General features: G+C 61.2%; 10 protein-coding genes. 6 read left to right on the top strand and 4 right to left on the bottom strand.

The genetic code is table 11. The features are described 5' to 3' along the window. Positions 1–499 precede the first annotated feature (499 nt). The 4 genes from C5748_RS03610 to C5748_RS03590 all read left to right on the top strand — a co-directional run bounded on the left by C5748_RS03610 (position 500) and on the right by C5748_RS03590 (position 6,710). Entirely contained in the window at positions 500–2,686 is a 2,187-nt protein-coding gene (locus tag C5748_RS03610; protein WP_105740552.1) for an anthranilate synthase, read from the top strand. 84 nt (positions 2,687–2,770) lie between these two features. Further along, on the top strand, positions 2,771–3,679 hold the full coding sequence (locus C5748_RS03605) for a cation diffusion facilitator family transporter (RefSeq protein ID WP_105740551.1): 909 nt from the start codon (positions 2,771–2,773) through the stop codon (positions 3,677–3,679). 524 nt (positions 3,680–4,203) lie between these two features. Beyond that, complete coding sequence (gene leuA / locus C5748_RS03595) at positions 4,204–5,922, top strand: 2-isopropylmalate synthase (protein WP_105740549.1); 1,719 nt, start codon at positions 4,204–4,206, stop codon at positions 5,920–5,922. Between the two features lie 140 nt (positions 5,923–6,062). After that, entirely contained in the window at positions 6,063–6,710 is a 648-nt protein-coding gene (locus C5748_RS03590) for a hypothetical protein (RefSeq protein WP_105740548.1), read from the top strand. Positions 6,711–6,735: 25 nt separating this feature from the next. Here C5748_RS03590 and C5748_RS03585 read toward each other — a convergent pair whose 3' ends face one another. Beyond that, positions 6,736–7,668: a metallophosphoesterase family protein gene (locus C5748_RS03585; protein WP_105740547.1), complete on the bottom strand. Its 933-nt coding sequence runs from the start codon at positions 7,666–7,668 to the stop codon at positions 6,736–6,738. A 97-nt stretch (positions 7,669–7,765) separates the two neighbouring features. Here C5748_RS03585 and C5748_RS03580 point away from each other — a divergent pair, with 97 nt between their 5' ends. Next, positions 7,766–8,221 carry an NUDIX domain-containing protein gene (locus C5748_RS03580; protein WP_105740668.1) on the top strand — a complete coding sequence of 152 codons (456 nt, stop codon included), beginning with the start codon at positions 7,766–7,768 and terminating at the stop codon, positions 8,219–8,221. 134 nt (positions 8,222–8,355) lie between these two features. Here the strand turns inward: C5748_RS03580 and C5748_RS03575 are convergent, their stop codons facing one another. Next, a complete protein-coding gene (locus C5748_RS03575) occupies positions 8,356–9,051 on the bottom strand; it encodes an OmpW/AlkL family protein (protein ID WP_105740546.1) in 696 nt (231 codons plus the stop codon). A gap of 164 nt (positions 9,052–9,215) precedes the next feature. Continuing rightward, positions 9,216–10,208: a glutathione S-transferase family protein gene (locus C5748_RS03570; RefSeq protein WP_105740545.1), complete on the bottom strand. Its 993-nt coding sequence runs from the start codon at positions 10,206–10,208 to the stop codon at positions 9,216–9,218. 408 nt (positions 10,209–10,616) lie between these two features. Between C5748_RS03570 and C5748_RS03565 the strand changes: the two genes are divergently transcribed. Continuing rightward, complete coding sequence (locus C5748_RS03565; protein ID WP_105740544.1) at positions 10,617–11,123, top strand: GNAT family N-acetyltransferase; 507 nt, start codon at positions 10,617–10,619, stop codon at positions 11,121–11,123. 202 nt (positions 11,124–11,325) lie between these two features. Here C5748_RS03565 and C5748_RS03560 read toward each other — a convergent pair whose 3' ends face one another. Beyond that, positions 11,326–13,410 carry a hypothetical protein gene (locus tag C5748_RS03560; protein WP_105740667.1) on the bottom strand — a complete coding sequence of 695 codons (2,085 nt, stop codon included), beginning with the start codon at positions 13,408–13,410 and terminating at the stop codon, positions 11,326–11,328. Positions 13,411–13,415: the final 5 nt, after the last annotated feature.

Here is a 13,415-nt window from a genome sequence, read left to right as displayed (position 1 = left end):
AGGCGAGGCTTTTTTTGCTTGAATGGGAATACAACCTACGATAGATATGAACCGTACTTGATGAATTTTAACACCTAATGATTGCATATATCCGAATATCGCAAATGGGGCATTTCCGATATTCGGGCGAGATCAGGCAGGGTCCCCCCGCTTATGCCCTGCTTGGTATTGTCCGTCGAACGGGCAATGAAAGTCCGGATCGCTCCACACGATCCGGACTTTCCTTTTTTCGGACCGCTTTTCAGGGCCTTTTTCGCCGGGGCCGTTGAAGGTCATATGATTTGCGGTTGCAAGATGCGCGGCTCGACGCTAACAATCACCTCCATGAACAACGCGCGCATTATCGTGAATGGCTGGTGGTGGGTCCGCTAATAGCGGCCACGCAGTCGTTTTTGCACGCGCGCAAAAGTGAACAGGGCCGCAACGGATTTTCCGGGCGGCCTTTTTGTTTGACCGTCCGCAGAGCCGCCAGGGCTAGAGCGCAACGGAGTTGAGGACGATGGCAATGACTGCCGAAAACGAAATGCACGAATATGTAACGGCTGGCGGTATCGCCATCACGCGGACGCGGGTTCCGACTGGCTATGCAGGGGCGATCGAAGCCCGCATCGATGCGCTCGATGGGCGGCGCGGGGCGGTTTTTTCCTCCAATTATGAATATCCGGGCCGCTATACGCGCTGGGATACGGCGATCATCGATCCGCCTGTGGTCATCACCTCAAGCGGCCGCCACATGAAGATCGAGGCGCTCAACACGCGTGGCGTGGTGATGCTGCGCCCGATCCTCGGCATTCTGAAGGGTCTCGCCGACGTAACGGTGGTGACGGCGGAGGAAAAGCGGATCGAACTGGAGATCGCCAAGCCGCAGCGGCATTTCACCGAGGAGGAGCGGTCGCGCGCGCCTTCGGTGTTCACGGTCCTGCGCGCCATCGTCGGCCTGTTCTTCTCCGAGGACGATGCCAGTCTCGGGCTCTATGGCGCCTTCGGTTACGATCTGGCGTTTCAGTTCGATCCGATCGACCTCAAGCTGAAGCGTCCCGACGATCAGCGCGATCTGGTGCTGTTCCTGCCGGACGAGATCCTGGTCGCCGATCATTATTCGGCCAAGGCCTGGTTCGACCGTTATGAGTTCTCCTTCAGCGGTTCCTCCACGGAAGGGCTGTCGCGCGAGACGAAAGCCGCGCCGTTCGAGCCCTCGGCCAGCATCCCGTCGCGCGGCGATCACAATCCGGGCGAATTCGCGCAGTTGGTCGAGAAGGCCAAGGAGAGCTTCAAGCGCGGCGACCTTTTCGAAGTGGTGCCGGGCCAGATCTTCTATGAGCGCTGCGAGACCAAACCTTCGGAGATTGCGCGCCGGTTGAAGGCGATCAATCCGTCGCCCTATTCCTTCTTCATCAATCTCGGACAAGGTGAATATCTGGTCGGCGCGTCGCCGGAGATGTTCGTGCGGGTCAATGGCCGGCGGATCGAGACCTGCCCGATCTCCGGCACGATCAAGCGCGGCGACGATGCGATCTCGGATTCGGAACAGATCCTCAAGCTGCTGAACTCGAAGAAGGACGAATCCGAGCTGACCATGTGCTCGGATGTCGACCGCAACGACAAGAGCCGAGTGTGCGAGCCGGGTTCGGTGCGCGTCATCGGGCGGCGGCAGATCGAGATGTATTCGCGGCTCATCCACACCGTCGATCATATCGAGGGGCGGTTGCGCGAGGGGATGGACGCGTTCGACGGCTTCCTCAGCCATGCCTGGGCCGTGACGGTGACGGGCGCGCCGAAACTCTGGGCGATGCGTTTCATCGAGGAAAACGAGAAGAGCCCACGCGCCTGGTATGGCGGCGCGATCGGAATGGTGCATTTCAACGGCGACATGAACACCGGCCTGACGCTGCGCACCATCCGCATCAAGGACGGTATCGCCGAGGTGCGCGCCGGCGCGACGCTTCTTTACGATTCCATTCCCGAGGAGGAAGAGGCGGAGACGGAGCTGAAGGCTTCCGCCATGCTGTCGGCCATTCGCGATGCGCACAAGGCCAATGTGTCGGGAGAGGCGCGGGCCGCGTCGCGTGTCGGCGAAGGACTGTCGATCCTGCTCGTCGATCACGAGGATTCCTTCGTGCATACGCTGGCGAATTATTTCCGTCAGACCGGGGCGACTGTCTCGACGGTCCGTTCGCCGGTGCCGGAGGAACTGTTCGACCGGCTCAAGCCGGATCTCGTCGTGCTTTCACCGGGTCCCGGCAAGCCGGAGGATTTCGACTGCAAGGCGACCATCGCCAAGGCACGCCAGCGCGAGCTGCCGATCTTCGGCGTTTGTCTCGGGCTGCAGGCGCTCGCCGAGGCCTATGGCGGCACGCTTCGGCAATTGCACGAGCCGATGCACGGCAAGCCTTCGCGCATCCGCGTGCTCAAGCCGGGCCGCATCTTCTCCGGCCTGCCGAAGGAGGTGACGGTCGGGCGCTATCACTCGATCTTTGCCGATCCGGTGCGCCTGCCGGACGATTTCATCGTCACGGCGGAGACGGAGGATGGGGTCATCATGGCGTTCGAACATAAGAAGGAGCCGATCGCAGCGGTGCAGTTTCACCCCGAATCGATTATGACGCTGGGCCATGATGCCGGCATGCGCATGATCGAGAATGTCGTGGCGCATCTGCCGCGGCGGGCGAAAGAACGCGCGGCTTAGTGGTGAATGGCGAGTAGTGAATGGTGAATAGAAAAACCACTATTCACCATTCACTATTTCACCATTCACTCTTTGGGATTGACCATGGACGCGAAGAAAAAGATTCAACTTCTTTCCATATGGTCCATCCCGGTCGCTTTCTGCGTTCTCGGGCTGAAATACGTAGCCTTCACCGTCACCGGCTCGGTTGCGCTTTATTCGGACGCGCTCGAATCCATCGTCAACGTCATTGCAGCAATTGCCGCCTGGTGGGCGATCCGCGTCAGCCATAAGCCCGCCGACCAGAACCATCCCTATGGCCATCACAAGGCCGAATATTTCTCCGCCGTGCTCGAAGGTGTGCTGATCGTCGTTGCCGCGCTTCTCATCTTTCGCGAAGCGTGGGGGGCGTTCCGCGCGCCGCGGATGCTGGAGCAACCCTGGATCGGCCTTGCCATCAATGGCGCCGCCAGCGTGATCAACGTCTTCTGGGCGATGTTGCTGATCCGCGTCGGCACACGGGAGAAATCGCCGGCGCTTCTGGCCGATGGCAAGCATATCATGACCGACGTGATCACCTCGGTCGGGGTCGTCATCGGCCTTGTCGCGGCGCTCGCCACCGGTTGGGAAGTGCTCGACCCGCTGCTTGCGGTCATCGTCGCCCTCAACATCCTCTGGCAGGGCTGGCATGTCATCAATTCGTCGGTGCAGGGGCTGATGGATGTCGGCGTCGATCCTGACGAAACGATGCGCATCCGCGACATCATTTCCGCCAATGCGGGCGGGGCGATCGAGGTGCATGATCTGAAGACCCGCATCGCCGGCCGCGCCACTTTCATCGAATTCCATCTGGTGGTGGCAGCGGAGATGAAAGTCGGCGACGCGCATGTCATCTGCGACCGTGTCGAGGACGCGCTGAAAGCGACGATCCCCAGCGCCCGCGTCGTCATCCATGTGGAACCGGAGAACGAGGCGAAATTGCCAAAGGGGACGGCTGCGGTGCCCTTTGCTTGAGGGGGAGCGGTTTCTGTTTGATGGAATCGCGAAGCAACCCCCCTCTGCCTTGCCAGGCATCTCCCCCACAAGGGGGGAGATTGGCTGATATTACTCTCCGCATTCCTTTTGCAACCTCTGCGATTGATGCCGCACGTTCATGAAGGCCAATCTCCCCCCCTTGTGGGGGAGATGGCTGGCAAGCCAGAGGGGGGTGAGCCACCCCACCACTGTTTCCAATTCAAGATCTTCTTGCGTCCTCCCCGCATCTCCATTATCAATCATTTCCATGAATACGCGCCCGGCCATGTCCCCCTTCGCACGCTCCGCATTTGCGGACGCGAAGGCTTGCGCGCTGCCACTCTCGCTTCTTCTCGGCCTTATCGGCGACCGTCGGGCTCGGTAAGAGGAGCGTCCGGCGGTCGAATGGCTGCCAGGCCCCAAGCTCCTTTTGCCCATCAAGGAATTTCTGACGAGACCCTCCGCTGTCGATATCCGGTCATATCCTGCCGGTATGTTCCAGCCTTCAACGTTTGAGAAGAAACATGAACGAGAACAAAACGCCTTCCGCCTTTGCCAAAGGCATGCCCGTCGCCGCCACCAAGTACCAGGCCTATCCGGCGGTCGATATTCCAGACCGGACCTGGCCGGGCAAGCGCATCGAGAAAGCGCCGATCTGGTGTTCCGTGGACTTGCGTGACGGCAATCAGGCGCTGATCGACCCGATGGGGCATGACCGCAAGGCGCGGATGTTTCAGCTTCTGCTCGACATGGGCTTCAAGGAAATCGAGATCGGCTTTCCCTCGGCCTCGCAGACGGATTTCGACTTCGCCCGCTGGTGCGTCGAAGAAGGCAACGTTCTTGACGATGTCTCGTTGCAGGTGCTGGTGCAGTGCCGGCCCGAACTGATCACCCGGACCTTCGAGGCGCTTGAGGGCGCAAAGCGCCCGATCATCCATTTCTACAATTCCACCAGCGAATTGCAGCGCCGGGTGGTGTTCGCCAAGGATGTCGCGGGCATCAAGCAGATCGCCACCGATGCGGCCAAGATGATCACCGACATGGCGGCCAAGGCCGGGGGCGGCTTCCGCTTCGAATATTCGCCGGAGAGTTTTACCGGCACGGAACTGGACGTGGCGCTCGAGATTTGCAACGCGGTGGCTGAGATCATCCAGCCTACGGCGGAAAACAAGCTCATCATCAATCTCCCCTCGACGGTGGAGATGGCGACGCCGAACATCTATGCCGACCAGATCGAATGGATGTGCCGCAATCTCGACAATCGCGAAAACCTGATCGTCTCACTGCATCCGCATAATGATCGCGGCACCGGCATCGCGGCGACCGAACTGGGCCTGATGGCGGGCGCGGACCGGGTGGAGGGGACGCTGTTCGGCAATGGCGAGCGCACCGGCAATGTCGATGTGGTGACGCTGGCGCTCAACATGCTGACGCAGGGCGTCGATCCGGAACTCGACTGCTCCGACATCAACCGGATGAAGGAGACTTACGAATATTCGAACCAGATGAAGATCACCGAGCGGCACCCCTATGTGGGCGAACTGGTCTATACGGCGTTTTCCGGCTCGCATCAGGACGCGATCAACAAGGGCATGAAGGCGATCCGGCAGGCCAACAAGCCGTTGTGGGAGGTGCCTTACCTGCCGATCGATCCGCAGGATGTCGGGCGCTCCTATGAGGCGATCATTCGCATCAATTCGCAATCGGGCAAGGGCGGTCTCGCCTATATATTGCAGGCCGATTACGGGCTGAATCTGCCGCGCAATCTGCAGGTCGAGTTCCGCGACGTGATCCAGCAGATCACCGATGAGGAAGGCAAGGAACTGCCCTCGAAGCGCATCCATGACGAGTTCCAGAAGCATTATGTGGAGCAGCCGGGCGCGCGGCTGAAATTCATCGATCACCACACCTTTCCCGATACTGAGCGCAAGGGCCGCCGGATCATGGCCGCCGACATCACCGACAATGGCGAGACGAAGCGGATTGAGGGCAATGGCACCGGGCCGATCGATGGCTTCGTCGATGCGCTCTCGCATTATCTCGGCATCCAGCTTTCGGTCGTCGATTATTCCGAGCATTCGCTGCGTCAGGGGTCGGATGCGTCCGCCGTCTGCTACATGGAAATCGCCCATCCCGCCGGCCGGATATTCGGCGTCGGCATCAATGACAACATCGTCACGGCTTCGCTGGAAGCGATCATCGCGGCGGCGAACCGGGTTGTCGCGGCGCAGCGGCAGGAATAATCGCTCGGTCTTCGGGGAAGGGGCGCGCGTCGCTCCTTTCCGGTGGGGTTGGGACGCCGCTCAAACAGATCATTTCCATTTGCTCGCGTCTTGCTCTAGGTTAATGCTTGATTAATCAAGGCCCAAGATCAGGACGTACCATGAGCGAGACGAGCGAGAAGGTCAGTTCAGCCGGAGCCATGAACAGGCTGTCGGATGCGGTGCGCACGGCGAAGATCGCCGCCGCCGATCGTGGCGACGTGGTGGTCGACATGAAGGAGGCCGACCGTGCCAGGCTCGAACTTTTGGCGCAGGATCTGCAGCCGGTGTTCGACGACGTTCCCTCCGACGATCCGCAATGGGATTTCGCGCTCTCGACCGGGCTGCAGCCGCGCCTGTGGATCGACGCCACGTCGCATGTGATGATGGCGCGGGACCGCCGCACCTACCGTTTTGTGCGCGATACGCGGCTGGGGCGCATCGTCATCGTCGAATCCACCGAGATCAAGCCGGTTTCCGATGCGGTGACCGCCTATATTGCGGAGCGCATCGTCGAACGGGAGCGTCTTCTCGAAGGCGATCTCATCAGCCTGCGCGGCGGCGTGCCTGTTTCGGGGCCCCAGGCCACGGAGGTCGAGGAGACGCCCGCGCCGGTTTCCGTCCAGGCGGCGGCACTTGCCGAGGCTCCGCGCCGGCAAAGCCGGTGGGCCGGGTTCGTGGCGGGGCTCGTCTGGTTCCTGATCGGCGCTCTCGTTGCCGGTGGCCTTGTGCTGGCGCTGCTGCAGGACCGAATCGGGCTGGTGATCTAGGCGTCCCGCTTTTTTCCGACTTACCCTAAGAGCCTGTTGCGGGCTGCGATGCATGGGCGACATCGAGTTCATGCTCGGCGATCGTGGCGATCACCCTGTCGGAATCGATGACGCCCCGCTCGGTCCAGCGGCAGGTCCATGTCCCGTCCTGTTTTTCGATGCTGAAAAGATTGAAGCGCGCCGCGGGACGCTTTTCACCGAAACTCTGGCTGGCGGAAGGCACGCAGATGACGGGGACCTTCCATGACGGGCCGTCGATCTCGTAACGCGTTGCGAGATGGGTGTGTCCGTGCAGGACGAGTTCGGCGCCGTGCTTGCCGATGATCTTCTGGAACCTGCCGATGCCATAGAGCCGCTTATGGGCGGGGGCCGCGCCGCGCACCGGTGGATGGTGGATCATCACTACCCGGAAAAGGCCGCGCCCTGCCGCTTCGTCCAGCATCTTGGCCAAACGCCTGGCCTGGCCGCGCCCGAGATCGCCGCTGGCCATGAAGGGCGCGGTGGCGCGCGCCGAGGATACGCCGATCAGAGCCACGCCCTGGCGCACGCGCATATAGGGAAACTGGACCCGATGGCCGGCATTGTCGATGCCGTCGCCGCGCATCCATGGTTCCCAGATGCGGCACGCCTTGTCGAGGGCGCCGGGCACATAGGCGTCATGATTGCCCGGGACGAGGGAAACATCGGCGGGATCGCCCAGCGTTTCGAGCCACAGCTTCGCGGCTTCCAGTTCCAAATCGAGCGCCAGATTGACGAGATCGCCGGTTATGGCGATATGATCCGGGGCCTGTGCCTTCAGGTCGGCCATCAGCGCTTCGAGCGCGCCTGTGGTCATCACGCCCTGACGGTTGCGCCGCCAGTTGATGTAACCGGTGATGCGCTTGGACGCGAGTTCGCGATAGGTGATGCCGGGCAGCGGAGAAAGGTGTATGTCGGAAATGTGCGCCAGATGAAACATGTACACCGGTTTAGAATAGCACTGGTCTTAAATCCAGCGTCCGGCTGCGTCGCAGCATGAAAAACGAGGGAACCCGTCCCACATGGCAGACATCAGCATGAGACTGCGGCACTGGGTGTTCCATAGCTATTTCCTGTTCCGTCGCCCGATGACGCTCGGCGTGCGCGCGGTCGTGCTGGATGAAAAGGCGGGAACGGTTTTCCTCATCCGCCACACCTACGTGCCGGGCTGGCAGTTTCCGGGCGGCGGTGTCGAAACCGACGAAACCTTTGCCGAGGCATTGGCGAAGGAACTGCGCGAGGAGGGTAATATCGAGCTCACCGGAACGCCCGCGCTTTTCGCGCTCTACAAGAACGCGCATGCCTCCAAACGCGATCATGTGGCACTTTATGTCTGCCGCGATTTCCGGCAGACCGCGCCGCGCCTTGCCGACCGCGAAATCGCCGAGGCCGGTTTCTTTCCCATCGACGATCTACCCGAGGCGACGACGAAATCGACGCGCCGCCGTCTCCAGGAAATCCTTGAAGGCGAAAAGCCGTCGGAGCTCTGGTGAATTAGCCTGCTGGTTGAATCGCTTACGCGGCTTTGCTCGCAAATCGATTCCGGTCATGCGGCGCATGAAAAAGGGCGCATCACGCCCTTAATCGCAAGTCGACAGTCGGCGGGAATCCCCGCCCGTTCCCGTCATCAGAACCGGTAGGTCACGCCGGCGCCGATCAGCCATGGATCAAGCTTGGCTTCGCCCGAGATCGCCGTGCCGTCGGCCAATGTGGCGTTGAAGTCGGGCTTGAGGAAGATCTTCTTCACGTCGAAATTGAGGCCCCAATGCTCGTCGATCATGTAATCGAAGCCGACCTGCAGCGCGGTGCCGAAGGTGTTCTCGACGTCGATATCGGAGAGGGCGCCGGTGGCGTCCTGATTGTAGAATATCGTGTAATTCACGCCCGCGCCGACATAGGGCTTGAAGGCGCCGAAATTGGTGAAGTGGTATTGCAGCGTCAGCGTCGGCGGCAGCACCCAGACGTCGCCAAGCTTGCCGAGGCCGCCGATCGCTCCGCCACCGTCGATATTGGCCTTGGTGGTGCCCAGGATGAGCTCGGCTGCAAAATTGTCGGTGAAGTAATAGGTGATGTCGAGCTCCGGTATCACCGTGTCCGAATAGGACAGGTCGGAGCCGGGGATCTGGTCGACGCTGCCCTTGTCATTGGTGATGACGCCCAGCGCGCGCAGGCGGAACTGCCATGGGCTCAAAGCCGCCGGCGCTTCCGCCACGGGCGCCTGGGGAGCCGTTATGAGGTCGGCCGCGGCGGCCTCATGCCCCGCGAGAAGGAGGGCAGCGGCCGCCGCCATTCCCTGTACCAAGCCCTTACGCTGTTTCACCATGATCTTCTCTCCTTGATCCCTATGGATGACGGCGCAACATGACGCCGCCGGAGAGAGGGCAGTTTGATCTGGGTCAACGATAACTGCTTGTATGTAAAAGGCGCTGATCTTCGATCAATCGTGTAACAAAAATGCCACGATTGCTGAATGTGAAAGCGCCCGCCTCATGCGGCTTTGCTGGCAAACCGATTCCGGTCATGCGGCGCGCCGTAGTCGATCGCCGGCCCCGCAGGGATGATTCCGGTCGGGTTGATCATCTTGTGGCTGCCGTAATAATGCGCCTTGATGTGGCGCATGTTGACCGTTCCGGCGACGCCCGGCACCTGATAGAGGTCGCGGGTATAGTTTGAGAGGTTCGGATAATCGGCGATCCTCTGCCGGTTGCATTTGAAATGGCCGACATAGACCGGGTCGAAACGCAGAAGTGTGGTGAACAGCCGCCAGTCGGCTTCGGTCAGCTGGTCGCCGGTCAGATAGCGATGGCGCGAAAGCCGCTCCTCGATTTCATCGAGCGCTGCGAATAATTGGTTGAAGGCTTCCTCATAGGCCTCCTGCGTCGTCGCGAAGCCGGCGCGATAAACGCCATTGTTGATGTTGGGATAGACGAAATCGTTCATCGCATCGATTTCGGCGCGCAAACCCTCGGGATAGAAATCCAGCGATGCGTCGTCGAATTCGTTGAAGGCCGAATTGAGCATGCGGATGATCTCGGCGGATTCGTTCGACACGATGGTCTGGCGCTGCTTGTCCCACAGAACCGGCACGGTGACGCGGCCGGAATAGTTCGGATCGGCGCGGGTATAGATCTCGTGCAGGCGTTTGGCTCCGTAGAGATGATCGCCGGTTCCGCCGTCCCGGCCATAGAGCGTCCAGCCTTCCTCGCCCATGTGATAGTCGACCACCGAGACGGAGATCACGTCCTCGAGCTTCTTCAGGGCGCGGAAGATCAGTGTGCGATGCGCCCAGGGGCAGGCATGGGAAACGTAGAGATGATAGCGTCCCGGTTCCGCCTTGAAGCCGCCTTCGCCGCTCGGCCCGGCGCTGCCATCCGCCGTCACCCAGTTGCGGAACTGCGATTTGGAACGCACGAAGCGTCCGCCGCTGTCCGATGTGTCGTACCATTTGTCATGCCAGATGCCGTCTACCAGAAGTCCCATGGTCTGTCTCCTTTCAGCCCAATATAGGGGAGGGGGCATGGCTTGGCAGCCGTGGATCGTTGAACGCAGTGTAACCCTTCCCGCATCCGTGCGATTTATTTCGTTTACGCCAGGTGATTTTGATGATACGGAGCCCGCCTGATCATGAATGCGGTACTTAGTGTGGCCGTATTTTGGGAGAAATGCTTTGACGGGATTGCCTTTCATCCGACGATGAAACCGGACCAGCGCTACTGCATAATTCCTTAAATCGGAATCGATTTAAGGATAAAATTATGCAGCATTTAAAAGTGCTAGAGCGTCCTTTGCGCGTCCAATTGGACGCACGGCGCTCTAGGTGCGTTGCTGTCGATGCCTGTCTGCGCCCTTCGCGGCGTTCCGATTTCTCAATTTGCGATCGCCTTTGCCATGCTGCAACTCGAACTGACCTACGTGCAGGAAGGTCCCGCGCACGATCCCGAAATCGAAGCCATCAACAGCCAGGCCTTCGGGCCGGGCCGTTTTACGCGTGCCGCCTATCGCATTCGCGAAGGGGGGCCGCATGACCGGTCGCTTTCCTTCGTGGCGCTTCAGGGTGGCATCGTCGTCGGCTCGGTGCGCATGACGCATGTGGTGATCGGGATAACGCCGGCGCTCTTGCTCGGACCGCTTGCCGTCAGGCCGGAATGGAAGAACCGGGGGATTGGCCGGGCGTTGATGCGCATGGCGATGGAAGCAGCAAGGCTCGCCGGCCACAGGCTGGTCGTGCTCGTCGGCGACGAACTCTATTACGCGCCTTTCGGCTTCCGCAAGGTCGAGCCCGGCCGGATCATGATGCCGGCGCCCGTCGATCCCAACCGGCTGCTCGCATGCGAGTTTTCACCGCGCGCGCTGGAGAACGTGTCAGGCCTTGTGCGCCACGCCGACCGGGCTTGAGGCGGGGAAATCGCATATGGAATAGATGTGACGGTGCCCCCTCTTTCCTTCTCCCCTTGTGGGAGAAGGTGGCCGAGCGTAAGCGAGGTCGGATGAGGGGTAGATGCCGCGCATACCCGCTCGCCGCGCCGCCATCGAGCCGGCTTGTTCGCCACCCCTTATCCGCGTTCACATTGCCCTGGACTCGAGCGATGGGACGGTTCTACCGCCCCTCGCGGTACCACATGCTGCCAAGCACCAGAAGCATGGCGGCAAGGCCGAGGAAGCCTGAGAAGAGCGGCAGGCGGTTGACGCTCCTGAGCGCCGTGTCGCCGGTTTCACGCAGGCCTATCCAGCTATTGCCGCTCGCCGCCGCCGTATTGCGCACGGCAATGATCCCGGGCACTTCAACATTGCTCTGATCGGCTTCTGCCCGCAGTCGCCGGACGCTGCCGCCGGTTTCGCTGGCCAGCGGATCGAGTCTCGCAGTCGTCGAGATGCTGTCGGTGAATTCCGGCGCGTCGACGGGGCCGACATGGGCAAGCGTGTTCAGGTCGCCATTGGCGACCTGGAACAGGCCGATTTCGTCGGATTGCAGCGATCCGCTGAAGATGCCGGGCTCGCTCTGGCTCAGCGGCACCTCGACGGTTCGGCCTGACGGCGTGATGACGCTGGCATTGCCGGGATTGTCGCCCATGGTCTGGCGGCGGACCTGCAGCGTACGGCCGCTGCCGCTTGCCGTCAGCGCTTCCTCTTCCAGTTCCGGCTCCTTCATCAGCCAATGGGCGATGCGGCGGTAGAGTGCGGCATAGGGGCCGCCGCCTTCGAAGCCGCGCGCCCAGAGCCAGCCCTGGTCGGACAGGAACATGCCGATACGGCCTTCGCCGACGCGGTTGAGCACCAGAAGCGGCCTGTTGTCGGCACCCTTCATGATCACCTCGCCCTGCGGCCTGTCGACGTCGATGATGCGGAACCAGCGGCTCCACTGCGGCGGCTCCTGTGCGCCGCCTTCCAGTCCGCGCGTCACGGGATGGCGTTGGCCCGTATAGGTCAGGCGCGGGAAAAAGGCCTTTTCGGTGATCTGGCCGGTCGGAAGTGCCGGCAGGGCGCTGAGCAGCGGTGTGCGCGCGATCGACTGGTTGCCGGCATATTCGGAGCCCGCGGCGATCAGCAGCGCGCCGCCATTTTCGACGTATTGTGCGATGTAATCATAATAGAGCAGCGGCAGCACATCGCGGTGCTGGTAGCGGTCGAAGATGATGAGATCGAAATCCTCGATCTTTTCAACGAATAGCTCGCGCGTCGGAAAGGCGATCAGCGACAATTCGTTGATCGGCGTGCCGTCCTGCTTTTCCGGCGGACGCAGAATGGTGAAATGGACGAGATCGACGGACGCGTCGGATTTGAGAAGATTGCGCCAGGTGCGCTCGCCATTATGCGGTTCGCCTGAAACCAGGAGCACGCGGAGATTTTCACGGATGCCGTCGATCATCGCCACGGCGCGGTTGTTGGTCTCGGTGACTTCGCCTGGAAGCGGGTCAGTCCTGATCTCGACAATGTTGGTGCCCGCCCTGGGCAAGACCACTTCGACAGGCGTTTCGGCACCGATGACGGCATTCTCCTCGCTCACCACATCGCCATTGACGATGACGCGGACGCGCGCCGTTCCGCTTGCCGGCGGGCTTTCGCCTTCATCGGTGACGGTATAGACGAGTTGCTGCGGCTTTCCGGTGATGCCGAAGCGCGGTGCGTGCACGAAACGGATGCGGCGGTCGAATTCGTCGGGCGTTCCGGTGATCAGCCCGTGAATCGGGGCGTTGAAGCCGAGCCCGGCGGCGTTTTCCGGAATGTCGTGTATCTGGCCATCCGTCACCATGATCGCGCCGCCGACACGCGAGGGCGGCACATCGCGGAATGCGCCGTTCAGCGCCTGGAACAGTTTTGTGGAGGTGCCGTCGTCATCATCGCTCGCCCGGCCGGCCTCGATGACGCGCACGTCGAATTGCGGCAATTTTCCAAGCTGCTCCTCGACCAGCTTGACGGCGGCGTCGGTATCGGCGCGGCGGTTGCCGATATCCTGGCTCTGGCTGCGATCGACGACAACGGCGACGACGCTTTTCAGGGGCTCGCGCTCTTCATCGATCAGGATCGGATTGATGAGGGCAAGGACGAGCGCCAGAAACGCCAGCAGGCGGATGACGCTGCCGCGTTGGCGGAAGAAAAGCCCGGCGAGCACCAGGAGCGCCAGCGGCACGAGAAGTGCTGCAAGCCAGGGCAGAGAGAAAAGCGGTTGGAAATCGAGCGACATATACA

It is taken from the genome of Phyllobacterium phragmitis (assembly GCF_002980495.1).
Taxonomy (GTDB): domain Bacteria; phylum Pseudomonadota; class Alphaproteobacteria; order Rhizobiales; family Rhizobiaceae; genus Paramesorhizobium; species Paramesorhizobium phragmitis.
The sequence above is the reverse complement of the archived record's forward strand: the minus strand, read 5'-3'. Positions and strand labels throughout refer to the sequence as shown.

Excerpts from the sequence above, each read along its gene's own strand:
- C5748_RS03590 (WP_105740548.1), top strand. The coding sequence starts at position 6,063 with ATGAGCGAGACGAGCGAGAAGGTCAGTTCAGCCGGAGCCATGAACAGG.
- C5748_RS03605 (WP_105740551.1), top strand. The coding sequence starts at position 2,771 with ATGGACGCGAAGAAAAAGATTCAACTTCTTTCCATATGGTCCATCCCG.
- C5748_RS03610 (WP_105740552.1), top strand. The coding sequence starts at position 500 with ATGGCAATGACTGCCGAAAACGAAATGCACGAATATGTAACGGCTGGC.
- C5748_RS03560 (WP_105740667.1), bottom strand. The coding sequence starts at position 13,410 with ATGTCGCTCGATTTCCAACCGCTTTTCTCTCTGCCCTGGCTTGCAGCA.
- leuA (WP_105740549.1), top strand. The coding sequence starts at position 4,204 with ATGAACGAGAACAAAACGCCTTCCGCCTTTGCCAAAGGCATGCCCGTC.
- C5748_RS03585 (WP_105740547.1), bottom strand. The coding sequence starts at position 7,668 with ATGTTTCATCTGGCGCACATTTCCGACATACACCTTTCTCCGCTGCCC.
- C5748_RS03565 (WP_105740544.1), top strand. The coding sequence starts at position 10,617 with ATGCTGCAACTCGAACTGACCTACGTGCAGGAAGGTCCCGCGCACGAT.
- C5748_RS03575 (WP_105740546.1), bottom strand. The coding sequence starts at position 9,051 with ATGGTGAAACAGCGTAAGGGCTTGGTACAGGGAATGGCGGCGGCCGCT.
- C5748_RS03580 (WP_105740668.1), top strand. The coding sequence starts at position 7,766 with ATGAGACTGCGGCACTGGGTGTTCCATAGCTATTTCCTGTTCCGTCGC.
- C5748_RS03570 (WP_105740545.1), bottom strand. The coding sequence starts at position 10,208 with ATGGGACTTCTGGTAGACGGCATCTGGCATGACAAATGGTACGACACA.